The organism is Mycobacterium sp. 852002-10029_SCH5224772 (genome assembly GCF_001667315.1).
In the GTDB taxonomy this organism is placed as follows: Bacteria; Actinomycetota; Actinomycetes; order Mycobacteriales; family Mycobacteriaceae; genus Mycobacterium.
In genome coordinates, this window is sequence record NZ_LZHT01000041.1 from 271,241 (window position 1) to 294,377 (window position 23,137).

The 23,137-nt window shown below is 66.7% G+C and carries 22 protein-coding genes; 10 read left to right on the forward strand and 12 right to left on the reverse strand.

Features of this window, described 5'->3' with window-relative positions; genetic code table 11:
- Positions 1 to 73: 73 nt before the first annotated feature.
- Entirely contained in the window at positions 74 to 457 is a 384-nt protein-coding gene (locus tag A5775_RS09760) for a DUF1330 domain-containing protein (RefSeq protein ID WP_067251226.1), read from the reverse strand.
- Between the two features lie 49 nt (positions 458 to 506).
- On the reverse strand, positions 507 to 1,364 hold the full coding sequence (locus tag A5775_RS09765) for an SDR family oxidoreductase (protein ID WP_067251229.1): 858 nt from the start codon (positions 1,362 to 1,364) through the stop codon (positions 507 to 509).
- Positions 1,365 to 1,479: 115 nt separating this feature from the next.
- On the opposite strand from A5775_RS09765, the gene A5775_RS09770 reads away from it, so the two are divergent.
- From A5775_RS09770 to A5775_RS09785, 4 genes are read left to right on the forward strand one after another with little or no spacing between them, the layout of a single operon-like run.
- Positions 1,480 to 2,565: a dihydrodipicolinate reductase gene (locus A5775_RS09770; RefSeq protein ID WP_067251231.1), complete on the forward strand. Its 1,086-nt coding sequence runs from the start codon at positions 1,480 to 1,482 to the stop codon at positions 2,563 to 2,565.
- Positions 2,562 to 2,918 carry a VOC family protein gene (locus A5775_RS09775; RefSeq protein WP_067251233.1) on the forward strand — a complete coding sequence of 119 codons (357 nt, stop codon included), beginning with the start codon at positions 2,562 to 2,564 and terminating at the stop codon, positions 2,916 to 2,918. Before A5775_RS09770 ends, A5775_RS09775 begins: the two co-directional genes overlap by 4 nt.
- Complete coding sequence (locus A5775_RS09780) at positions 2,915 to 3,688, forward strand: SDR family NAD(P)-dependent oxidoreductase (RefSeq protein WP_067251235.1); 774 nt, start codon at positions 2,915 to 2,917, stop codon at positions 3,686 to 3,688. The genes A5775_RS09775 and A5775_RS09780 overlap by 4 nt, the downstream gene beginning before the upstream one ends.
- Positions 3,685 to 4,293: a TetR/AcrR family transcriptional regulator gene (locus A5775_RS09785; protein WP_067251237.1), complete on the forward strand. Its 609-nt coding sequence runs from the start codon at positions 3,685 to 3,687 to the stop codon at positions 4,291 to 4,293. The genes A5775_RS09780 and A5775_RS09785 overlap by 4 nt, the downstream gene beginning before the upstream one ends.
- Positions 4,294 to 4,298: 5 nt before the next feature.
- Here A5775_RS09785 and A5775_RS09790 read toward each other — a convergent pair whose 3' ends face one another.
- Together A5775_RS09790 and A5775_RS09795 are read right to left on the reverse strand one after the other, a co-directional pair.
- Entirely contained in the window at positions 4,299 to 5,288 is a 990-nt protein-coding gene (locus tag A5775_RS09790; protein ID WP_067251418.1) for a D-2-hydroxyacid dehydrogenase family protein, read from the reverse strand.
- Between the two features lie 13 nt (positions 5,289 to 5,301).
- Positions 5,302 to 6,726, reverse strand: a complete 1,425-nt coding sequence (locus A5775_RS09795) for a short-chain fatty acyl-CoA regulator family protein (protein ID WP_067251239.1) — start codon at positions 6,724 to 6,726, stop codon at positions 5,302 to 5,304.
- Positions 6,727 to 6,845: 119 nt separating this feature from the next.
- Between A5775_RS09795 and prpD the strand changes: the two genes are divergently transcribed.
- From prpD to A5775_RS09815, 4 genes are read left to right on the forward strand one after another with little or no spacing between them, the layout of a single operon-like run.
- Positions 6,846 to 8,351, forward strand: a complete 1,506-nt coding sequence (prpD, locus tag A5775_RS09800) for a 2-methylcitrate dehydratase PrpD (protein ID WP_067251241.1) — start codon at positions 6,846 to 6,848, stop codon at positions 8,349 to 8,351.
- Positions 8,351 to 9,265, forward strand: coding sequence for a methylisocitrate lyase (gene prpB, locus A5775_RS09805; RefSeq protein WP_067251243.1), 915 nt, complete (start codon positions 8,351 to 8,353; stop codon positions 9,263 to 9,265). The genes prpD and prpB overlap by 1 nt, the downstream gene beginning before the upstream one ends.
- A complete protein-coding gene (locus A5775_RS09810; RefSeq protein WP_067251245.1) occupies positions 9,265 to 10,392 on the forward strand; it encodes a bifunctional 2-methylcitrate synthase/citrate synthase in 1,128 nt (375 codons plus the stop codon). Before prpB ends, A5775_RS09810 begins: the two co-directional genes overlap by 1 nt.
- A 5-nt stretch (positions 10,393 to 10,397) precedes the next feature.
- Complete coding sequence (locus A5775_RS09815; protein WP_067251247.1) at positions 10,398 to 13,781, forward strand: pyruvate carboxylase; 3,384 nt, start codon at positions 10,398 to 10,400, stop codon at positions 13,779 to 13,781.
- Here the strand turns inward: A5775_RS09815 and A5775_RS09820 are convergent.
- The 3 genes from A5775_RS09820 to A5775_RS09830 are packed head-to-tail and all read right to left on the reverse strand — an operon-like array spanning position 13,778 to position 17,248.
- Positions 13,778 to 14,689 (reverse strand): CoA ester lyase, encoded by a 912-nt coding sequence (locus A5775_RS09820; protein WP_067251250.1) that lies wholly within the window; start codon positions 14,687 to 14,689, stop codon positions 13,778 to 13,780. The two genes, A5775_RS09815 and A5775_RS09820, sit on opposite strands and share 4 nt — an antisense overlap.
- Before the next feature lie 17 nt (positions 14,690 to 14,706).
- On the reverse strand, positions 14,707 to 15,891 hold the full coding sequence (locus tag A5775_RS09825) for a CaiB/BaiF CoA-transferase family protein (protein ID WP_067251252.1): 1,185 nt from the start codon (positions 15,889 to 15,891) through the stop codon (positions 14,707 to 14,709).
- Positions 15,884 to 17,248, reverse strand: coding sequence for an LLM class flavin-dependent oxidoreductase (locus A5775_RS09830; protein WP_067251254.1), 1,365 nt, complete (start codon positions 17,246 to 17,248; stop codon positions 15,884 to 15,886). Before A5775_RS09830 ends, A5775_RS09825 begins: the two co-directional genes overlap by 8 nt.
- A 68-nt stretch (positions 17,249 to 17,316) precedes the next feature.
- On the opposite strand from A5775_RS09830, the gene A5775_RS09835 reads away from it, so the two are divergent.
- Positions 17,317 to 17,967: a GntR family transcriptional regulator gene (locus A5775_RS09835; protein ID WP_067251256.1), complete on the forward strand. Its 651-nt coding sequence runs from the start codon at positions 17,317 to 17,319 to the stop codon at positions 17,965 to 17,967.
- A gap of 13 nt (positions 17,968 to 17,980) precedes the next feature.
- On the opposite strand, the gene A5775_RS09840 is transcribed toward A5775_RS09835, so the two are convergent.
- The 5 genes from A5775_RS09840 to A5775_RS09860 all read right to left on the reverse strand — a co-directional run bounded on the left by A5775_RS09840 (position 17,981) and on the right by A5775_RS09860 (position 22,466).
- Positions 17,981 to 18,952, reverse strand: coding sequence for an LLM class flavin-dependent oxidoreductase (locus A5775_RS09840; RefSeq protein ID WP_067251258.1), 972 nt, complete (start codon positions 18,950 to 18,952; stop codon positions 17,981 to 17,983).
- 16 nt (positions 18,953 to 18,968) lie between these two features.
- Positions 18,969 to 19,448, reverse strand: coding sequence for a VOC family protein (locus A5775_RS09845; RefSeq protein ID WP_067251260.1), 480 nt, complete (start codon positions 19,446 to 19,448; stop codon positions 18,969 to 18,971).
- On the reverse strand, positions 19,445 to 20,683 hold the full coding sequence (locus tag A5775_RS09850; protein WP_067251263.1) for an MBL fold metallo-hydrolase: 1,239 nt from the start codon (positions 20,681 to 20,683) through the stop codon (positions 19,445 to 19,447). Before A5775_RS09850 ends, A5775_RS09845 begins: the two co-directional genes overlap by 4 nt.
- Before the next feature lie 14 nt (positions 20,684 to 20,697).
- Positions 20,698 to 21,969, reverse strand: a complete 1,272-nt coding sequence (locus tag A5775_RS09855) for a sulfotransferase (protein WP_067251265.1) — start codon at positions 21,967 to 21,969, stop codon at positions 20,698 to 20,700.
- A gap of 110 nt (positions 21,970 to 22,079) precedes the next feature.
- Positions 22,080 to 22,466 carry a DUF2237 family protein gene (locus A5775_RS09860; protein ID WP_067251268.1) on the reverse strand — a complete coding sequence of 129 codons (387 nt, stop codon included), beginning with the start codon at positions 22,464 to 22,466 and terminating at the stop codon, positions 22,080 to 22,082.
- A gap of 128 nt (positions 22,467 to 22,594) precedes the next feature.
- On the opposite strand from A5775_RS09860, the gene A5775_RS09865 reads away from it, so the two are divergent.
- Positions 22,595 to 23,044 carry an NINE protein gene (locus A5775_RS09865; RefSeq protein ID WP_067251420.1) on the forward strand — a complete coding sequence of 150 codons (450 nt, stop codon included), beginning with the start codon at positions 22,595 to 22,597 and terminating at the stop codon, positions 23,042 to 23,044.
- Positions 23,045 to 23,137 lie beyond the last annotated feature (93 nt).

Sequence of the window (23,137 nt, forward strand, 5' to 3'; positions counted from 1 at the left end):
TACCCATTACACCGCGACTGACGTCGGCGTGCGGTTCTCTGCGCAGATCGGCGACGAGCTGGTTTGCTGCCGGTCAGTCAGCCACGACCGACCACGTCGACGTCGCGATCAGGTCTCCGCGATCCAGGCCGGCGGCGCGATGCTCGTGCACCTTGGCGTACTCCTGAGTCGTCACCATGTCGATGAAGGCCTGCGGCGTCGGGTATTCGACGATGAGAATCACGTCCCACCAAGGCCGTTCGCCATCGCCGATCACCACCGATGGCGCTCCCCCGGCGTAACGCAGGGTGGCGCCCACACGTTCGAGGTGCGGAACGACCTCTTGGCCGTATTGCAGGTAGCTCTCGAGGCCCCCCTCGGGTTTGAACTTCAACAGGTTGACCATCACCACCGGCGCGTCGGCGGGGCGCGCCGCCAGCGCCGAGAACTGTTGTGCGGTGGGTTCCAGGCTGCTCACGTGAATCTCCTTGCCCTAGCTCTGTGTTCTTGAAGCGTGCCGGGCGGGATCACAGCAGGTCGGTGATCGTCTTCAGGCCGGCGTCGTACAGTACGCCGGGAAGCATTCCGCCGTCGCATTCGATGGTGGTGCCGTTGACGAAGTCGGCCTGCCCGCCGGCGAGGAAAACACAGATCCGCCCCACCTCCGCGGGCTCACCGGCGCGGCGCAACGGAACGGCGGCGAAATACCTCTCTCCGGTCGGATCGTCCTTGGGCAGCACGAACGACCGGAAGTTCTCCGTCATCGTCGGGCCCAGCGCCACGCAGTTGACGCGCACCTTGGGCCCCCACTCCTCGGCCAGTGACCGGGTGAGGTGGTTGAGACCGCTTTTGGCCGCGCCGTAGGAGACCAGCGTCGGCGAGCCCGCCGGGTGTCCCGCGCCGCTGGAGATGTTGATGACGGCGCCGACGCCATCCTGGGTCTGCATCTGCCGATAGGCGCGGATGGCGAACCACAAGGGGCTGATGAGGTTCATCTGCACCGCGAACGCATGGAACAGGGCGGTGCGCGCGTACTCGTCGTCGGCGGCGGGCGCGCCCTGAATGCGTTGCACCAGTTCGGGAATGTTCTCTGCGTGTGGCGCCGGGACCGTGCCGCCGGCGTTGTTCACCAGGATGTCAACTCGCCCGTGGGTGGCCACAACGTCGGCGACGAACGCGTCGATCGAACGATAGTCACCCTGATCGCAGACCTTCTGAGAAGCGCGCGCCGCCCACTCTTGTTCGATGCCCGGGATGGCGTCCAGCGGCGAGCGCGAACAACCGATCACGGTCGCGCCGGCCCGCAGCAGTTCGTGGGCGATGCCGACGCCCACACCGCGGCTGGTGCCGGTCACGATCGCGATCTTGCCGTCGAGGACGCGCATCAACAGACCTTCTCCCGAACCATTCGATTGTTGACAGTCACTGTCAGCAAGTCATAGCCTGCCATTTCGTTCGCCGATGTGTAAAGGCCGCGCACTGCCGTCCGGGAGGTCAATGATGAGTAGCCCGTCCAAGCTTCGTGTCATCCAGTGGGCCACGGGCGGCGTGGGCAAAGCGGCGATCGAGTGCGTCCTGAATCACCCGCGGCTGGAACTCGTCGGGTGCTGGGTGCACAGCGCGGACAAGAACGGTGTCGACGTCGGCAAAATCATCGGCACGCAGGATCTCGGTGTCACCGCGACCACCAGCATCGACGAGGTGCTGGCGCTGGACGCCGACTGCGTCATGTACAGCCCGCTGATACCCAACGACGACGAGGTCATCGCGATCCTGCGGTCCGGTAAGAACGTCGTCACACCGGTCGGCTGGGTCTACCCCGATCCGGGCAACCCGCGCCATCAGGCCGTCGCCGATGCCGCGGCGGAAAGTGGTGTGACGCTGCATGGTTCGGGGATCCATCCCGGGGGCATCACGGAGCGATTCCCGCTCATGCTGTCCTCACTGTCCTCGGCTGTCACCCATATCCGCGCCGAGGAGTTCTCCGACATCCGCACCTACAACGCACCGGACGTGGTGCGCCACATCATGGGATTCGGCGGCACACCCGAGGAAGCCACCCAAGGGCCGATGGCCGGCCTGCTCGACGCGGGCTTCAAGCAGTCGGTGCGGATGATCGCCGATCACATGGGATTTCGCATCGACCCCAACATCAGAACCATCCAGGATGTCGCCGTGGCGACCGCCGACATCGACTACGACCCGTTCCCGATCACCACCGGCACCGTGGCGGCACGCCGGTTCCGCTGGCAAGCGCTCGTCGACGGCGAGCCGGTGATCACCGCGGCCGTCAACTGGCTGATGGGTGAGGAAAACCTGGACCCCGCCTGGAATTTCGGCGGGCGCGGTGAACGCTTCGAGGTCGAAATCACCGGCGACCCCGACGTCAGCCTCACCTTCAAGGGGCTGCAGCCCGAGACGATCGCCGAAGGGCTGGTGAAGAATCCGGGCGTCGTGGTCACCGCCAATCACTGCATCAACGCCGTTCCCGACGTGTGCGCCGCCGAACCGGGCATCAAGACCTACCTCGATCTCCCGCTGTTCGCCGGGCGGCCGGCCCCGAATCTGGCGGCGAGCAGGCCATGACCGGCGAGGCCGTCCTCGACGACGTGTCGTTCTGTCACCTCGTCGTCGGCGTCACCGACATGGACCGCGCACTGGCGTTCTACCGGGATGTCCTCGGCATGGACGTCGTCTTCGAATCCCTCATCTCCGGAGAGCCTTTCGACGCGGTGTTGCATGGCCACCGCAAACAGGAGGGCCGGGTGGTCGGCGGTCACATCCCCGACCAGGACCCCTTCGAGATCGGCGGTGTCCGAATGTTTTTCGTCAAAGACCCGGACGGGACGCCGGTGGAGTTCATCGAACGGCCCCACGGGGCGCGTAGCACCTACGAAATGCACCGGGGTGTGCAGCTGCAGATGGGACCCGCGCAATGAGCTACAGCCACGCCGATTCGATGCGCGGGCACGTCGCGATCGTCACCGGCGCCGCCCAGGGCGTCGGCAAGGGCGTGACCGGCGCGTTGCTCGAACGCGGCGCTGCGGTGCTGTTGGTCGACATCCAAGAGGAGGTCCTCGCGGCGACCACCGCTGAACTCCAGGCGATCGGACGGGTAGAGCCCCTCGTCGCCGATCTGCGCGACCCCGACAGCGCGCAGCGGATCGCGGCCGCCGCAATCGACGCCTTCGGGACGGCGCATGGCCTGGTGAACAACGCGATTGCCACCAACGAGCCCAAGGCATTCGTCGACATCACCACCGAAGATCTCGCACTCGGCTATGAGGTCGGCCCGCGGGCGACCTTCCTGCTCATGCAGGCCGTGCACCCCCTGATGGTCAAGGCGGGCGGCGGGTCGATCGTCAATCTCGGCTCGGGGACCGGGACGGGCGGCGAGCCCAAATGGGGCGGGTACGCGGCCGCCAAGGAAGGCATCCGCGGGCTGTCCAAGGTCGCGGCGCTGGAATGGGGACGCGACAACATCCGCGTCAACGTGATCTGCCCGTTCGCCGAGTCGGACGGCGTCAAGTACTGGAAGTCCTTCGCGCCCAAGGAGTACGAAAAGGCCGTCGGACGCGTGCCGATGAAGCGCATCGGCGACGTCCGCACCGACGTGGGCGCGTTGGTGGCGTTCCTGCTCGGCAGTGACGCGACGTTCATCACCGGGCAGACCATCCACGTCGACGGCGGGATCGGCTGCTTCCGGTGACCGTTTCCGCCAGACCGGAGTCGCTCCGCGATCGGCAGCGCGCACAGATCCGCGCCGACATCCGGCGCGCGGCCTTCCGGTTGTTCGTCGAGCGCGGGTATGACGCAGTGACCACCGAGGAAATCGCCACGGCCGCAGGTGTTTCCCCGCGCACCTTCTTCCGCCACGTCCCGGCGAAGGAGGAGCTGCTCCTTGCGCCCGTGCGCTACGGCGGCGCCGCGATCGTCAATCTCCTCGAAGGTCGCCCGGCCGCCGAATCACCCGACATCGCGCTGATCAACGCCATCATCACCCGGACCCGCTCGTTCGAGCAGGCCGACACCGAAGAGTGGCGTGAGGCTTTGCTGGTGGCTCCCGATCTGCTCGACAAGGTCACGGTGCATCGGCCCGCCGACAAGGAACGGGCCACCAAGCTCATCGCCGAACGGATGGGCGTCGACCCCGAGACCGATCTCCGTCCCGGCTTGCTCGTCCAAATTGCCTTTGCGGCGGCCGATTTCGCCTTCCAGCAATGGGTGCGACAGTCCGGGAAGCCGTGGCCGCTCGACCGCTACGTCGCCGAGGCCCTCGACGCGGTGAAAAGTCCGCACTGGAGACGGAAGTGAATCGATCAGCGCCGCTCGAGCGCCTCGGGATTGGCGATCCGGATCGGCGCCCCGTCCAGAAAGGCCACCACTGACTCCACGGTGTCGGAGTAGAAGGCGCCGAGCATCTCGCGAGTGACGTACCCCAGGTGGGGAGACAGGGTCACATTCGGGAGCAGCCGCAACCGGTGATCGCTGGGCAGCGGTTCGATGTCAAACACGTCCAGCCCCGCGCCGGCGATACGCCCGTCTTCCAACGCGGCGATCAGTGCCCCCTCATCGACGATCGGGCCCCGAGACGTGTTGATCAGATAGGCGTGCGGCTTCATCAGGGCCAGCTCGGACGCGCCGACGAGGCCATGGGTGCGCTCCGAGAGCACCAGATGGATGGAGACCACGTCGGCGGCTTCGAAAAGGTCGGCCTTCTCCACCCGCCGGGCGCCCACGCTCGCGGCGGCGTCCTCGGTGAGATTTTGGCTCCACGCAATGACTTCCATGTCGAACGCCTTGGCGTACTTGGCCATTCGTGCGCCGACCCTACCCAGACCGAGCAGACCGAGCGTCTTGCCCGCCAGCGTCATACCCGCGGCGCTCTGCCACCCACCGTCGCGCATGTGCCGATGCTCTTCCGCCAGATGGCGCACCGTCGCGATCATCAAACCCCAGGCGAGTTCCGGCGTCGCGTCGCGCATGGACCTGAATCGTGAGTGTCCGAAATCGGAATGGGCGACCAGGATCCCGTGCCCGGTGGCGGCGGCCATATCCAGGTTCGGCAAACTCTTGCCGACGATGGTGATCAGCCTCAGGTTCGGCAGCCGCTCGATCAGTGTTCGCGGAAACGCCATCCGCTCGCGCAGGGTGCACACCACATCGAACGTCCGCAGCGCTTCGGCGGCCCTCGCTTCGGAGAGATGGCGGTCGAAAACGGTGATGTCGGCCCGGTTCTGCACCGGTGACCAGTCGGCGACCTGCAAGGCCACCCCGGCGTAGTCATCGAGTATCGCCACCTTGGGCATGTGCACTCTCCAATCAGGGCGTGATCGCGGGCGGGTACGGCAGATCGGTGCTGTTGTGCGGATCGGCGTAGACCGGGTGGCCGAGGTAGGGGAACGCACGTTGCGGGCACGCGGGCCGGTCGCAGATCTTGCAGCCGGCGCCGATCGGCACGATCGCCTCGGCATCGGCCAAATCGATGCCGACCGAGTAGATCAGTTTCTCCGCGTGCGCGACGTCGCATCCCAGTCCGATCGCGAAGCTCTTGTCCGGGCCGAGGTAACGGCTCGGCTCCGTTGTGGTGGTCCGGGCGATCCAGAAGTAGGTGCGCTGGTCGGGCATCTGCGCGACCTGGGTCAGAAACTGGCCGGGCCGGGAAAACGCGTGGTGGACCACCCACAGCGGGCAGTTGCCGCCGACGCGGGAGAAGTGAAAGGCCGTGGCGGACTGGCGTTTCGAGATGTTCCCGGCGCTGTCGGTGCGGACGAAGATGAACGGCACCCCCCGCGCGTTCGGGCGTTGCAGGGTGGACAGCCGGTGGCAGATGGTTTCGAATCCCACCTCGAATCGCCTTGCCAGCTGGTCGATGTCGTAGCGGACACTCTCGGCGACGTCCAGGAATCTCAGGTAGGGCAACAGCAGCGCGCCGGCAAAATAGTTGGCCAGCCCGATGCGCGCCACACCGCGGGCATCGTCGCTGAGCTGATCATCGCCGGCGATGATCCCGGTGATCAGCCTTTCCTGCGTGAGCAGGGCGACCTGGGTGGCGAGCTGAAAGGCACGCTGGCCCGGATGTAGCCACCGGGCCAGGTACACGGTTTTCGATTCCGGCGCGAACAGGCGTTTGGAGTTGGGGCCCAACACCTGGCCGTCGTCGATCACCACCGTGACGCCGAGTTGGTCTGCGAGCAGCTGCGCGAGCTGGCCGTCGAGTCCGCCAATTCGCAAGTGGTTCTTGGTGAACAGATCTTCGGCCGCGATGTCGAGTTCACCGATGTAGTTCTTGCGGTCGTAGAAGAAATCCCGAACCTCTTCGAACGGCATCGGCTGCTGGGACAGCGCCGACGTGTCGGAAACGTCTAGGTTCGCCCGACTGTGCAGGGCCTCCAGGTCGGCGGTGGTGTCGTGCAGCCGCCGGTGCAGGTTGACCAGAGTCTGACCGATCGCGGGCATGCGGGCGACGAGCTCCTCGACTTGCGCGGCCGTGACGGGCCCGTCGGCGAGCACCTCCCGAAGGTCGGAGATCAAGCGGGCATCGGACTCCGGCGCAAAGTACTGGCTCGGCAGGTCGAATCGGTCGGTAAGGCTGAGTAATACCGGAACGGTGATCGGGCGCTGGTCATTCTCGAGTTGGTTGACGTAGCTGGTCGACAGCCCCAGGACGCGCGCCAGCGCCACCTGGGTCAGCCCCTGCTCCTCGCGCAATCGCCGTAGCCGCGCTCCGGCGAACGTCTTCGCCACGGGTCCCACCGTACGCCCGACGCCTTTCACAACATTCGCAAAATCTCGCGCATAAGGACACAAATTTACGCCTTTACAGGGCATTTACCCGGCAACTGGTCGTGCGTACTGTGCGTCCTATGCGCGTACACGACGTTCGAACCCGGCGTAGCGCCGACGACTTCCCCCGTAGTGAGCACCTGGCGTGGAAGATCGCGGAGGTCGCCGCGGACCCGGTGGAGGTGCCCGCGGACACCGAAGCGATGGTGATCAACCGCGTCATCGACAACGCCGCGGTGTCGGCCGCCTCGCTGGTCCGTCGTCCGGTGGCGGTCGCGCGGGCTCAGGCGCGCGCGCACCCGAGCGCGGTCCATGGCGCGAAGGTTTTCGGGATCGAGGGCGATTACTCCCCTGGGTGGGCGGCCTGGGCCAACGGCGTCGCCGTGCGTGAACTGGATTTTCACGACACCTTCCTGGCCGCCGAGTACTCCCACCCGGGCGACAACATTCCCCCAATGGTTGCCGTGGCCCAGCACCTCGGGATCAGCGGAGCCGATCTGATCCGGGGGATCGCGACCGGTTACGAGGTCCAGATCGATCTGGCCATGGGAATCTGCTTGCACGAACACAAGATTGACCATGTTGCGCACCTGGGTCCGTCGGTGGCCGCGGGCCTGGGCACGATGCTGCGCCTGGACACCGAGACCATCTATCAGGCGATCGGGCAGGCGCTGCATTTGACGACCGCCACCCGGCAGTCGCGCAAGGGTCTGATTTCGAGCTGGAAGGCGTTCGCGCCCGCCTGGGCCGGCAAGGTCGCCATCGAGGCCGTCGACCGCGCGATGCGCGGCGAGGGCGCGCCCGCCCCGATCTGGGAGGGTGAGGACGGGGTGATCGCCTGGCTGCTCTCGGGTCCCGAGCACACCTATCACGTCGCGCTGCCCGAACCCGGTGAGCCCAAACGCGCCATCCTGGACAGCTACACCAAGGAGCATTCGGCGGAGTATCAGAGTCAGGCGCTGATCGATTTGGCCCGCCGGATGCGCACCCGGATCGGGGATCTGGGCCAGGTCGCGACGATCGTGCTGCACACCAGCCATCACACCCACTATGTGATCGGCACCGGGTCGGGCGATCCACAGAAGTTCGACCCGGATGCTTCACGCGAGACGCTGGATCACTCGGTGATGTACATCTTCGCGGTCGCGCTGCAGGACGGAACCTGGCATCACGAGCGGTCCTACGCGCCGCAGCGCGCGCACCGGGCCGACACCGTCGAGCTGTGGCACAAGATCTCGACGGTCGAGGATCCCGAATGGACCCGGCGCTACCACTCGGCGGATCCGGCGGAGAAGGCGTTCGGTGCGCGCGCCGAGGTCACCCTCAAAAACGGTGAGGTCATCGTCGACGAGATCGCCGTCGCCGACGCTCATCCATTGGGGGCCAGGCCGTTTGGGCGAAAGCAGTACATCGGGAAGTTCACCGAGCTGGCCGAAGGTGTGCTCAGCGACACCGAACAGCAGCGGTTCCTGTCGGCGGCCGAAGCCCTGGCGGACCTGCAGGCCGGCACTTTGGGCGCCCTCAATATCACGGTCGGTCCACGGGTACTGGACACGGCGCCCAGCATCCCCTCGGGGATCTTCTGATGAGCGGGCTGATCGGCGGGGCCGTCGCGGCGACCGACAAGCGGGCACAATTCCGTTCCGCGCTGGAAAGCGGCCGGCTGCAACGGTTCCCGGGCGCCTTCTCACCGCTGGTGGCAAAACTCGTCGCCGAGCTCGGGTTCGACGGGGTGTACGTGTCCGGGGCGGTGCTCGCCGCCGACCTCGGCCTGCCCGACATCGGCCTGACCACCCTGACCGAAGTCGCCGGTCGTGGCGCCCAGATCGCAGGGGTGACCGATCTGCCCACGCTGATCGACGCCGACACCGGCTTCGGTGAGCCGATGAGCGCGGCGCGCACGGTGACGGTGCTCGAGGACGCCGGGCTGGCCGGCTGCCACCTCGAGGACCAGGAAAACCCCAAGCGCTGCGGGCATCTCGACGGCAAGACCGTGGTGCCGGCCGCCGAGATGATCAAACGGTTGCGGGCCGCCGTCTGCGCCCGCCGCGACCCGAATTTCATCGTCTGCGCCCGCACCGACGCAGCCGACATCGAAGGGGTGCCGGCCGCGATCGAGCGCGCCAAGGCCTACGCGGACGCGGGTGCGGACCTGATCTTCACCGAAGCCCTGCACACCCCTGCAGAATTCGAGCGGTTCCGCGCCGCGGTCGACACGCCGCTGCTCGCCAACATGACCGAATTCGGCAAATCGCCGTTGCTGAGCGCCGGGCAGCTATCCGACATCGGCTACAACGTGGTGATCTACCCTGTCACCACGCTGCGGTTGGCCATGCACGCGGTCGAGGCCGGTCTTCGTGAAATCGCCGAGACCGGAACACAATCGGGCCTGATCAACCGGATGCAACGCCGCAGCAGGCTCTACGAGTTGCTGCGCTACGCCGATTACAGCCAATTCGATTCCGACATCTACAACTTCACCGTGCAAGGAGACATGTAATGAGCACCGTCGAAGACAACCACCCCCGCATCTATAAAGGCCTGGCCGGTGTCGTCGTCGACACGACCGCCATTTCCAAGGTCGTCCCCGAGACCAACTCGCTGACCTACCGCGGCTACGCGGTCCAAGACCTCGCCGCCGCCTGCAGCTTCGAGCAGGTCGCCTACCTGCTGTGGCACGGCGAGCTCCCCGACGAGCAGCAGCTGGCACTGTTCACCCAGCGGGAACGAGCGGCCCGCAGGCTGAACCGATCGCAGTTGTCGTTATTGACCAAATTGCCCGACACGTGTCACCCGATGGATGTGGTGCGCACCTTCATCAGCTCGATGGGTGCCGAAGACCCCGACGAGGACGACAGCAGGCCGGCGGCCAACTACGCCAAGGCGCTGCGGATGTTCGCGGTGCTGCCCACCATCGTCGCGGCCGACATGCGCCGCCGGCGCGGCCTGGAACCCATCGCGCCGCACAGCCACATGAGCTACGCCCAGAATTTCTTGCACATGTGCTTCGGCGATGTCCCCGAGCAGGTGATCGTCGACGCATTCGAACAGTCCATGGTGCTCTACGCCGAGCACAGCTTCAACGCCTCGACCTTCGCCGCGCGGGTGGTCACCTCGACCCAGTCCGACATCTACAGCGCGGTCACCGCCGCCATCGGCGCGCTCAAGGGCTCGCTGCACGGCGGCGCCAACGAAGCGGTCATGCACGACATGATCGAAATCGGAAGCGTCGAGCGGGCTTCGCAGTGGCTACAGGACAAACTGGATCGCCAAGACAAGATCATGGGCTTCGGCCACCGCGTCTACAAGAACGGCGACTCCCGGGTGCCGACCATGAAGAAAGCACTCCAGCGCGTCGCCGCGGCACGTGACGGTCAGAAGTGGCTCGACATCTACCAGGTCCTGGAAAAGGGGATGGCGCAGGCCAACGGCATCAAGCCGAACCTCGACTTTCCGACCGGGCCGGCCTATTACCTGATGGGCTTCGACATCGGGGCCTTCACGCCGATTTTCGTGATGAGCCGCATTACCGGGTGGACGGCACACATCATCGAGCAGACCGCGTCCAACGCGTTGATCCGTCCGCTCAGCGAATATGTCGGACCGCCGCAGCGCGCTCTATCGTAAATACCGTGCTGACGAAAGTCCTGGTCGCCAATCGCGGCGAGATCGCGATCCGCGCCTTCCGCGCCGCCTACGAACTGGAACTGGCCACCGTGGCGGTCTATCCCTACGAGGACCGCAATTCGGTGCATCGGCTCAAGGCCGACGAGTCATACCAGATCGGGGAGGAGGGCCACCCGGTCCGCGCCTACCTGTCGGTCGACGACATCGTCGAAACGGCGCGGGCGTGCGGGGCGGACGCGATCTACCCCGGCTATGGCTTCCTGTCCGAGAACCCGGACCTGGCGGCGGCGTGTGCGGCGGCCGGGATCACGTTCGTCGGCCCGAGTGCGGAGGTGCTGGAGCTCACCGGCAACAAGTCGCGGGCGATCGCGGCGGCCCGGGCGGCGGGACTTCCGGTGCTGGCCTCCTCGGCGCCCTCGACATCGGTGGACGAGCTGGTCACGGTCGCCGAGTCGATGACGTTTCCGCTGTTCGTCAAGGCGGTCGCCGGTGGTGGCGGCCGCGGGATGCGCCGGGTCACCGACCCGGCGGCGCTGCCAGAGGCGATCGAGGCCGCCAGCCGCGAGGCCGAATCCGCCTTCGGGGATGCCTCGGTGTTTCTCGAGCAGGCGGTGATCAATCCGCGTCACATCGAGGTCCAGATCCTGGCCGACAATCACGGCAACGTGATCCACCTCTATGAACGGGACTGCAGCGTGCAGCGGCGCCACCAGAAGGTGGTCGAAATTGCGCCGGCACCCAACCTGGATCCACAACTGCGCGAACGCATTTGCGCGGACGCGGTGGCGTTCGCGCAAGGCATCGGCTACACCTGTGCGGGCACGGTCGAGTTCCTGCTCGACGAACGCGGCAATCACGTGTTCATCGAGATGAACCCGCGCATCCAGGTGGAGCACACGGTGACCGAGGAGATCACCGACGTCGACCTGGTGTCCGCCCAGCTGCGGATCGCGTCCGGTCAAACGCTGGAAGAGATTGGTCTGAGCCAGGATTCGATCGCTCCGCACGGTGCGGCGCTGCAATGCCGCATCACCACGGAAGATCCGGCGAACGGCTTTCGTCCGGACACCGGCCGCATCACCGCGTACCGCACCCCGGGCGGTGCGGGAATCCGCTTGGACGGCGGTACGACGCTGGGCGCGGAGATCAGCGCGCATTTCGACTCGATGCTGATCAAGCTGACGTGCCGGGGCCGTGACTTCCCCACGGCGGTGCGCCGGGCCCGACGGGCGGTCGCGGAATTCCGGATTCGTGGTGTGTCTACCAACATTCCCTTCCTGCAGGCGGTTCTGGATGACGCGGATTTCCAGGCCGGACGTGTCACCACGTCATTCATCGAGCAGCGCCCGCAGCTGCTCACGGCGCGCAGCTCCGCCGACCGCGGCACCAAAATTCTCAGCTACCTGGCCGACGTCACCGTCAACAAGCCGCACGGCGAGCGCCCGTCGACGGTGTACCCGCACGACAAGCTGCCCGACATCGACCTGTCGACGGATCCGCCCGCGGGCTCCAAGCAGCGTTTGACCGAACTCGGGCCGCAGCGATTCGCGGCCTGGCTCCGCGAGTCGCGCGGCGTCGCCGTCACGGATACCACGTTCCGCGACGCGCACCAGTCGCTGCTGGCGACTCGGGTCCGCACCACCGGCCTGATCAAGGTGGCGCCCTACCTCGCGCGGACGATGCCGCAATTGTTGTCGGTGGAGTGCTGGGGCGGTGCGACTTACGATGTGGCGCTGCGGTTCTTGAAAGAGGACCCGTGGGAACGGCTGGCCGTGCTGCGGGACGCGATGCCCAACATCTGTCTGCAGATGCTGCTGCGCGGGCGCAACACCGTCGGCTACACGCCCTATCCGGAGACGGTGACGACGGCGTTCGTCGAGGAGGCGACGGCCACCGGCATCGACATCTTCCGGATCTTCGACGCGTTGAACAATGTTGACTCGATGCGGCCGGCCATCGACGCGGTGCGCGACACCGGCACGGCGGTGGCCGAGGTGGCGATGTCTTACACCGGTGATCTGTCCGATCCGGACGAAAAGCTTTACACGCTCGACTATTATCTCAAGTTGGCCGAACAGATCGTCGACGCGGGTGCGCACGTCCTGGCGATCAAGGACATGGCCGGATTGTTGCGCGCCCCGGCCGCCGCGACCCTGGTCTCGGCGCTGAAATCCCGATTCGACCTGCCGGTGCACGTGCACACCCACGACACCCCGGGCGGACAGCTGGCGAGCTACGTGGCGGCCTGGCACGCGGGGGCCGACGCCGTCGACGGCGCCGCCGCACCGCTCGCGGGGACCACCAGCCAGCCCGCGCTGTCGTCGATCGTGGCCGCCGCTGCCAACACCGACTACGACACCGGCTTGTCACTGCCGGCGGTATGCGACCTGGAGCCGTACTGGGAGGCGCTCCGAAAGGTGTACGCGCCGTTTGAATCCGGGCTTCCCTCCCCGACGGGCCGGGTCTACCACCACGAGATCCCGGGCGGCCAATTGTCGAACCTGCGCCAGCAGGCCATCGCGCTGGGCCTCGGCGACCGGTTCGAGGACATCGAAAACGCCTACGCCGGCGCCGACTCCATCCTGGGGCACCTCGTCAAGGTGACGCCGTCGAGCAAGGTGGTCGGCGACTTGGCGCTGGCGCTGGTCGGAGCCGGCGTCAGCGCGCAGGACTTCGCCGACGACCCCGCGCGTTACGACATCCCGGACTCGGTCATCGGCTTTTTGCGCGGCGAACTCGGCGACCCGCCGGGCGGCTGGCCGGAGCCGTTGCGTACCAAGGCGTTAGACGGTCGCGGGCCGGCGAAACCCGAGCAGCCGCTGACGGCCGCGGACGAAAAGGCGTTGGCCGCACCGGGCACCGGCCGGCAGGCGGCGCTGAATCGGCTGCTGTTCCCCGGGCCGGCCAAAGAACTCGAGGACCACCGCGAGACCTATGGCGACACCTCGGGACTGAGCGCCAACCAGTTCTTCTACGGATTGCGCCAGGGGGACGAACACCGCGTGGAGTTGGAGCGCGGTGTGGAGCTGCTGATCGGTCTGGAGGCCATCTCTGATCCCGACGAACGCGGCATGCGCACCGTGATGTGCATCCTCAACGGTCAGCTGCGCCCCGTCGTGGTGCGTGACCGCAGCATCGCCAGCGACGTGCCGGCGGCCGAGAAGGCCGATCGCGCCAATCCCGATCACGTCGCCGCCCCCTTTGCCGGCGTCGTCACGGTCACCGCCGAGGCCGGGGACCAGGTCGAAGCCGGACAGACGGTCGCGACGATCGAGGCGATGAAGATGGAGGCCGCCGTCACCACCGGCAAGGCCGGCAAGGTCGCGCGAATCGCGGTGTCGCGCACCGCACAGGTCGAGGGCGGCGACCTGTTGGTGGTGATCGACTAGCGGCTGCCGTTGATCAGGGCGGCGCGGGCCAGTGTCTGCTCCGCCTGCTTCACGTGGGCGGCATCGACCAGTACGCCGCTCACCCCGACGGCGCCGCGGCCCTTGGCCTCGGCCTCCCGGTAAGCGGCGACATTGGTCTCGGCGCGGGCGATTTCGTCGGGGGTCGGGGCATAAACCTCATTGGCGACGGGCACCTGGTCGGGGTGGATCGCCCATTTGCCGGTGTAGCCGAGCAGCGACGCGCGCCGGGCGTCGCGCTCGTACCCGGAGAGGTCCCGGTAGTCGGGGTACGGCGCGTCGATGGCGTCGATGCCGGCGATGCGCGCGGCGACGATCACCTTGTTGCGCGCGTAAGCCCAGAATTCGCCGGGATACTCGCCCAGCGGGACGAAGTTGGTGTCCACCCGGGCGCCCTGGGACAACGAGAAGTCACCCACCCCGAAGATCAGGGCGTCCAGGCGCGGGCTGGCGGCCGCGATCTCCTCGGCATTGGCCAGGCCTTCCACCTCTTCGATCAGCACCTCGAGCCGAATCTGCTTGCCCAGGCTCAACTTCGATTCCAGTTGCGTGAGCAGAACGTCCACCCACCACACGTCGCGGGCTCGGCACGCCTTCGGGATGATGATGGTGTCGAGGTTGCGGCCGGCCCTGGTCACCACCTCGATGACGTCGTCGTGGCACCACCGGGTGTCCAGGCCGTTGATCCGCACCGCCCGCGCGGTGCGTCCCCAGTCCAGGTCGTTGAGGGCGCTGATCGCCTTACCGCGCGATTCCTCTTTGAACGCCGGGGGCACGGCATCCTCGAGGTCGAGGAATACCAGGTCGGCGCCGCACCCGGCGGCCTTGTCGAACATGTTGTCGTTGCTTGCGGGCACCGCGAGCTCGGAGCGGCGGAGAAGATTCGTCATCGTTCAATGTCCTTCTGTCACAACACGCCTCGGGCGCGTAGGTCGTCTATTTCGTCGAGGCTCATGCCGAGCAGCTCCCCGTACACCTCGGTGTTGTGCTGGCCGAGGCGAGGCCCCAGATGCCCGACCGTCCCGGACTCCGCCGAGAAACGCGGAACGGGAGCCTGCACCGTCATGGGCCCGAGTTGGTGGTCGTCGACGGAGATGAACACCTCACGATGCGCCAGCTGCTCGTCGGCGACCAGATCGCTGATGTCATAGACCGGGGCCGCGGCCACCTCGTGGGCTTCGAACACTTCCATCGCCGCCGAAAGCGTCTTGGTGGCAACCCATTCGGCGACCACGGCGTCGACTTCGCGGGCCCGCGCCAGCCGTCGCTGCGGGTCGGTGAAGTCGGCGTCGTCCAGCAGGTCGTGCCTGCCGATCGCCCGGAACACCCGCAGCGCCAGCGCCGGCGAACTGCCGGACATGGCCAGCCACCTGCCGTCCGCGGTGCGATAGGTGTTGCGCGGGGCCGAGATGTCCCACCGGTTGCCGGCCCGCTCTGGCACCAGGCCCAACTGGTCATAGCCCAGCAGCGTCTGCTCCAGCAGCCGGGCCAGCGGGTCGATCAGGTTGACGTCGATCAGTTGGCCCGGCCCGCCGTGCACGTCACGGTGATACAGCGCCATCATCACCGCGTAGGCGGCATTGAGCGACGCGACACCGTCGGCCAACATGAACGGCGGCAGGGTGGGCGGCGCGCCGGCCTGGCCCGTGATATGCGCGAATCCGCTCATCGCCTCGCCCAGCGTGCCGAAGCCCGGGCGCTCACTCTTCGGCCCGCTCAGGCCGTAACCGGTGATGTGCAGCATGACGATCCGGTCATTGACCGCGCGCAGGCTCTCGTAATCCAGTCCCCACTTGCGCAAGGTCTGGGGGCGGGTGTTGAAGATGGCGACGTCGGCGTGTTCCACCAGACGGCGCACCAGCGCCTGCCCCTCCGCGCACCGCAAGTCCAGCGTGACCGACCGCTTGTTGCGCGCGATCGACTTCCACATCAGGCCCACGCCGTCGCGCTGGTTGCCCCAGCCGCGGATCGGGTCGCCGTGCCGTGGTTCTTCGACCTTGATCACGTCGGCGCCGAACTCGCCTAAATAGGTGGCCACCAGCGGCGCGGCGGCCAGCGTGGCGAGGTCGAGTACCCGCAGCCCGTCAAGCATGGGCACCGGCGGCCACCCGGGTGTTCGACGGACGCTGCAGGCCGAGATGCCCGCGCAGCGTCGATGATTCGTATTCGGTGCGGAACAACCCGCGGCGTTGCAGTTCCGGCACCACCATGCGCACGACGTCTTCGAAGGCGCCGGGCAGATGCGTCGCGGCCAAGACGAATCCGTCGCAGGCGCCGCTTTCGAACCAGTCGGCCATCTGATCGGCGACCTGTTCGCCGGTGCCGACGAAGCGGGGTCCCTGCAGGAGGGTGGCCCGATGGCTGGCGAGGTCGCGCAACGTGACCGTGTCCCCGCCGATATGGGTGCGCAGGTTCTGCACCAGGCCGCGGATACCGGAGACCGAGGCGAGTAGCTCGTCGGTCACCGGGTCGTCGAGATCGTGTTGGGCGAAGTCGTAATTCATCAACTCCGACAACAGTGTCAGCGACGCCATCGGGTGCACGAGATCGTTGAGGAACATCGCCTCGCGATCCTTGGCGTGGGATTCGGATTCGCCCACCACCGCGTAGGCCATCGGGCAGATGCGGACGGCGGCGGGATCGCGGTCGGCGTCCGCGATGCGGTCTTTTTGATCGGCGTAGTGGCTGCGCGCCACCTCGATGCCGGGGTCGCCGGTGAAGATCAATTCGGCCCAGCGAGAGGCGAATTCGCGGCCACGTCCCGACGACCCGGCCTGAATGATCACCGGTCGGCCCTGCGGGGAGCGCGGCACCGTCAACGGGCCGCGCGCGGAGAAGAACTGGCCGACGTGTCCCAACTCGTGCACCTTGGCGGGATCCGCGAACTGACCGGACACCCGGTTGTGCACGACGGCTTCGTCCTCCCACGTGTCCCACAGGCCGGTCACCACGTCCATGAATTCGTCGGCGCGGTCGTACCGTTCGTCGTGGCCGAGGTGCGCGTCGACACCGAAGTTCTGTGCCTCGCTGTCGTTGACCGACGTGACCACGTTCCACGCCGCGCGACCGCCCGAAAGGTGGTCGAGCGAGGCGAACGTGCGCGCCACGTGGAAGGGCTGGTAATAGGTGGTCGAGTAGGTGGCGCCCAGCCCTATCTTCGACGTGGCTTGTGCCAGCACCCCGAGGATCACACTGAGGTCCAACTTGACGGGGCGGGCGCCGTACTGGACCGCCTCGCCCACCGATCCGCCGTAGACCCCGGGCATGGCCAGGCGGTCGTCGAAGAACATCAGGTCGAAGCAACCCTCTTCGAGCTGGCGGCCGATCTTGGCGTAGTACGACGCGTCCAGGTAGCGGTGCTCGGTCGCGGGGTGCCGCCACGACCCCGCGTAGACCGAAGTGCTGCCGGCCTGCATAAAGGCGACGAGGGCCATCTTGTCGGTGCGCATGGCTTGAAACGTAACATCTGATATTTCAGATTTCAAATGCTAGACCTGTCGTTTGGTATTATGCCCAGGTGGCCGCGATCGACATCTCCGGAACGGTCCGAGAGCGCGCCGCCCGCGAGCTCCGAGACCGCATCCTCACCGGTGTCCTGCCCGCCGGCTCGCGGGTCGACCTCGACGCCATCACGGCGGAATTCGCGACCAGCCGCACGCCCGTGCGAGAGGCGCTGCTGGAGCTGTCGTTCGAGGGCCTGGTCCAGGTCGCCCCGCGCAGTGGTGTGACGGTGCTCGGCATCAGCCCCGACGACGTCCTGGACAGCTTCACCATTCTCGGGGTGTTGACCGGACAGGCCGCGGCGTGGGCCGCCGAACGGATCGAGCCCGCGGAGCTCGAAACCCTGCGAGAGCTCGCAGCCGATGTGGTCGCGCGATCCGGTGACGACAGCATCGGCGAGGCCAACTGGCATTTCCATCAGATGATCCACCGCGCCGCGCACTCGCCTCGCCTGCTGAACCAGATCAAGCAGGTCGCGCGCGTGGTGCCGAGCAACTTCCTGACCCTGTTTCCCGAGCACGAAAAGCATTCGCTGGACGAACATCAACAGCTTCTCGACGCGCTCGGCGACAAGGACGCCGAACTTTCCCGCACGATCGCCGAACGACACGTCTTGGATGCCGGCCGCTCGCTGGCCGAATGGCTCGAGCAGCGCCGCGAGGGTTAGCGGCGGGCCGGCGTCAGGCCAGGGCGGGCAGCACCTTGTCGGTGAGTAACCGGACCGACTTCCACGCTTCGTCGACCGGCATCCCACCGACCAGGGGGTGCATGACGAGCGGTCCGTAGTTCTCGGCGTCGCGCACCTCCTCGATCAGCTGATCCGGGGTCAGGAAGCGGTATCGCCCCGATGCCCTGACCTGGTCCAGGGTCGCAACACCCGGCAGGTGCATGAGCGAGCGCTGATCCGTTGACCATCCGCCGTAAGTGACCGCCTCCCACAGGATGTGGTCGCCGAGTTCCGCCCACGCCCGCTCGGGATCTTCGTGCAGATAGATCATTCCGCGATTGATGGGTCCCGGCATCAGAATGAACGGCGCCATGTCGGCCTCGGCGCACAGCTCGCGGTAGTAGGCGGCAATCTCGGGCAGGTGATCGGCCAGGCTGAGCGGCAGCCGGAACCGGGCTGCCCGGCGTGCCGTCGCGCGCGCACCGCCGCCGACGTACAGCGGTGGATGCGGCCGGGTCCACGTACCGGTGCAGATTCCCGCGTCCGGATCATCACCGGACCAGACCGCCAACATTCGCTCCAGCAGGGCGTCCATCAGTGCGCCCCGCCGAGCGAAATCGGCTCCCAGCGCATCATATTCGACGGTGCGGTATCCCAGGCCCACCGTGGTGTGCAGCCGGCCGTGGCTCATGTTGTCGACGAGCGCGATGTCTTCGGCGAGCCGGACCGGGTTCCACAGCGGGCCCAGCGCACAATCGACGCTGGCGATCAGCGTCGAGGTCCGGGCCAAGAACATCGCGGCGGCCATGATCGGATTGCAGCTCCACCCGTGACCGGTGGCGTGATGCTCGTCGACACTGATGGACGTGATGCCGTGCGATTCACCCCACTGCGCCAATTCCAGTGCAGCGGACAGCAGTTCGCCCTGCACGCGCGGATCCCCTTGTGGGGAGGCGAAGTTGAAACGCAGCACCGTCAAGAGCATGCCCGGCCCCGCCCCACTATGCTTCCGGCCCGGCCGCCGCCTGCAGGAACGCGGGAAAGTCGGGGAACAGTGTGCGGTCGACGATCTCGATGCGGGTCCCGGCCGCATCGACGTAGTAGGCGAACAGCGCGAGGTTCGGAGGGGCGGTGTCGGCGGTCGCCTCGAAGGCAAAGCCGTTGTCTTCCAACCACTGTGCCGTCCCGGCCAGGTCGTCGGTCCAGTAGCCGAGGTGGTGGATGGCGTTGCCGGGTGCCGCGACCCAGGGGGTTCCGGGCACCTCCTGGACCAGCTCGAGGTGCGGAGCCTGCAGCGAATAGACGAACCTCGACGTCATCTCCCGGGTTCCACTCGCGGTGCGAAAGGGCAGGGTGTAGCTCATCGGAGTGATCCACCGGTAACCGGCCAGCGCACTCAGCCGGGCCATCGCCGCCTCCAGGTCGGGCACGATGATGCCGGTGTGGTAGAAATCCTCGGGCCGTAGTGCGAATTCCGTCATGAATTCCTCGCTATCTCGTTGCGCAGCCAGGCACTTTCCCAGAAGTTCGTGCTGCTGGCGAGAAGTTTTTCATGGGCGTGCCGCAGCACATCGCGAGCCCCCGGATGCTCGGCGGGCACGAGTTGTGCGAGGTGAATCGCGTGCAGCGCACGGTCAGCGGCCAGGTGTCCCCGGGCGCGATCCAGCAGCGCATCGGCGCCGGCAAGCTCGACGACGTCGGCGGTGACGGCGTCGAACCCGACCGGGTACAGCTCGGTGGTCGACTCATGGTGGAACCAGCCGGAGTAGTTCTCCCAAACGGCCCGCACGTCCCAGGCGACCTTCCCATAGCCCTGGCCCACTTCGTATTCCGCGGGCAGGGTGATCTCGCGCATCAAGGTGCGGACATCCTTGCCGGCGTTCATTCCGGCGACCGTCTGATCGTGGATGTATTGGATGGCGTTGCGCAGCCGGGTCAGTTCGGCGTCGATGCGCTCGGCCCCCGCGATGGGCTCGAAGTGACCCGTCACCAGCAGCTCGGGCTGCAGGCCGCGCACCCGCTCCACCGAGGCAATGGCCGCCAACGCATCGCGATAGCGGTCGCCGCGCATGGTGACGAGGTTGGGGATGTGCCCGATCAGCGGGCCGAAGGTGTTTCCGCACAGGCAGATTCGCTCCTCCGGCAGCCAGACCACCAGCGAGTCGGTGGTCTCCCCGCCGGGCACCGAGATCAGTTCCATCCGTCGGCCGCCGAGCTCCACCGTCAGCGTGTCCTCGAATTCGAGGTCAACGACGGGCACGCTCTGGCCCGCCAGCCGCGTCGTCCCCAGACGCCGTCGGATCGCTTCGATGCCGCTGGCCAGCGTGTCTTTGAACGCGAAGGCGCTGCGGTTCGCGCGGTACGGGATCAGACGATCGTTGTCGTCTCGCCACGTCGTCCAGTTCGCTTGCGCGACAACGGTCGTGTCGGGGTCGCGCACGCTGTCCAGTCCGCCGACGTGATCCACGTGGCCCTGCGTGAAGATGATGTAGCGCACCGGTGACGAATCCACCGCGTCGAAGTTCGCGCGGTGCACCGGACCCTCGAAACCCATGCCGGTGTTGATGATCACCCGACCCTCGGGTGTGGTGAGCAGGTACGCGTTGGACAGGCCGGGCGAGCACCACAATCCCGGGGCGATCTCCTCGGCCTTCTGCGCGGACGCCGGGCGCATCGCGTCGGCACCGGGCCTGCCGCGGTAGACAGGTTCGGACATCGCTGCTGACTCCTTCATTCGGAGCGGACGTCGAACTTGTCGAAGTAGAAGCCGAATCGGCCGCGCAGCTCGTCGGCGGAGATGCCGAAGTGCCGTTGCAGGTCGTAATGGATGCGGCCATGCTTGCCGCGGGGATTGCCGTCCAGGTAGCGCTGGAAGCGGTCGCGCACCTGCTGCGGTAATTCGACAGCGCCGCACCGGTACAGCCGTTCGAGCACCGGCATCTCGTTGCCGCCCAACTGGTGGAAGCTGACGTCGATGCTGCGGTCGGCGGCCACCAGGTCGCGGTCGCGGACGCACGCGCTCAGCAGCCGATGCACGCGGTCGCCCCAGTACTCCAGCAGCCAGTGCGGGTCAATGCTGTTACGGCGCAGCCGATCCGAATAGGCCATCATGGTGATCGCGGATTGGATCACCGCGGCGGGGTCGCGGTGCGTGAAGGCCACCGTCGCGTCGGGGAAGGTCGCCATCAGCGGGCCGACCTGCTCGCAGTGCTGTGGACTCTTGAGAACCCAGGTCCGCGGTCCCCGCAGAAAGGTCAACGCCTGCAGCACCCGCTTCATGTAGGCGTAGTGGCGGGTTTGGTCGAGGCTCAGGTAGTAGTCGCGCCAGTCTGGTACCCGCGCATGCCATTCCAAGACATAGGAGGCCAGATCGAGGTCGAGGAGTTCCACCTCCTCCTCGATCGCCTCGGGGAACCGGTCGTGCATGGCGGCCACCACGGGCGCGCTGGCCATCAGCGCTTCGTGTTCCGATTTGGCTCGCGCGTAACGGGGGTCGACGCCGAAGATGTCGGGGCCCTGCCCGCGGGCGGGGATGGGATCCTGGCTCTCCCAGTACGGCAGCGCGCGCCGACGCGGGTCGGAGGCAATGAGATTCACCAGATGCGTGGTGCCCGAACGCGGCATCCCGACGACGATGAAGGGCCTCTCGATCGGGATGGACTCGATCTCGGGATATCGCGTGATCAGCTCGGTGAGCGACACCCGGTTGCGCAGCAGGCGGACGATTCGCTGCCGCAGCGAGCCGCGGGTGAGCTGGCGCAGTCCCTCGTCGGCCTCGATCGCCGCGACGTGCGCACGCAGGCGGTCAACGAAGCCGTCGGTGTCATCGAGATGGGTGGCTCCGGCTTCCAGACCGGTCTGTTCGATGGCCTCCGCAAGCATCCGGTCGATGTCGAAGGCGACGGCGTTGGCCTCGGTGAAATCCAGGATTTGACGCTGGACGTCGGTCAGCTGGGGTGCGGTCAGGTCGTCGAAGTCGATGTCGTCAACCGCAGAACCCACCGGAACCCCTCTTCGACGCATCGGGTGAGAAATATGACACCGAGGCTAGACGCGGCGGGATTTCTCGGTTCACCCACCTCGCCGGCGGACAACCCGCCCCCGCCCGGTGCCTACAGATTGGCCAGATCGTCGGGAACGTCGACCATGTGTTCCTGCAGCGCCGCCAGGGGCACCACCTCGAGGGTCCTTTCGTGCGTGGACGCCAGCACCACCGGCGCCGCGCAACCGTCGTGGTGAGCCCGCAGCCAGTTCAGCGCGGTCACACACCAGCGATCGCCGGGCAGCAGGCCCGGGAACCGGTACTCGGGAACAGGCGTCAACAAGTCGTTACCAATGGAACGCTGGTGCTCGAGGAATTCGGCGGTCATCACCGCGCAAATCGTGTGCCGCCCGAGGTCCTGAGGGCCGGTGGAGCAACAGCCATCGCGGTAGAAGCCGGTCAGCGGTTCTGTGCCGCACGGTTCCAGCGGACCGCCCAGCACATTTCGATCAGGCACCCGTCCAGTATTGCGCTCGCGGGGGTGAAGTTTGAAGTGATTTCCCGACTGCACCCAAACGATTTTCCCCTCGGCGCCCTCAGCGGCCGATGTCGACGGCCCGACGTAGGCCGTGTTAACTCGAAATGATGTCGACGCCGCCCAACCAACCCGGGGATCCCTCCGGCGAGCCGCCATGGGGATGGCAGCCGCCCGGTTACGGACCACCACCGAATCCGCACTCCCCGCCACCGGGATACCCGGGCTATCTGGGCTACCCGGGCTACCCGGGCTACGTCGACCCGCAGGCGCCGTTCGGCCGTGATCCGGCGACCGGGTTGCCGTTGTCGGATAAGTCCGCCACCACCGCCGGCCTACTTCAGCTCTTCCTCGGCCTGTTCGGTGTCGGCCGGTTCTACATCGACTCGACTCAGATCGCGGTGGCGCAGCTGTGCCTGGGTCTGTTCGGAATCCTCTTCAGCCTGTTCTGTTTTCTGGGATTTCCGGTACTGCTCGGCGGCATCGTCTGGGCGATCATCGACGCGATCTTGATCTTCACCGGCAGCGTCAAAGACAACCACGGTCGCAAGCTGCGCTAGCCGCTCCAAGAGCGGACAATGGTTTCGGTTGTCCCACAATGAGTCTGACGCACAGGCGGGACCCATTTTAACCGCCTTGGCTTTCACGAGGGC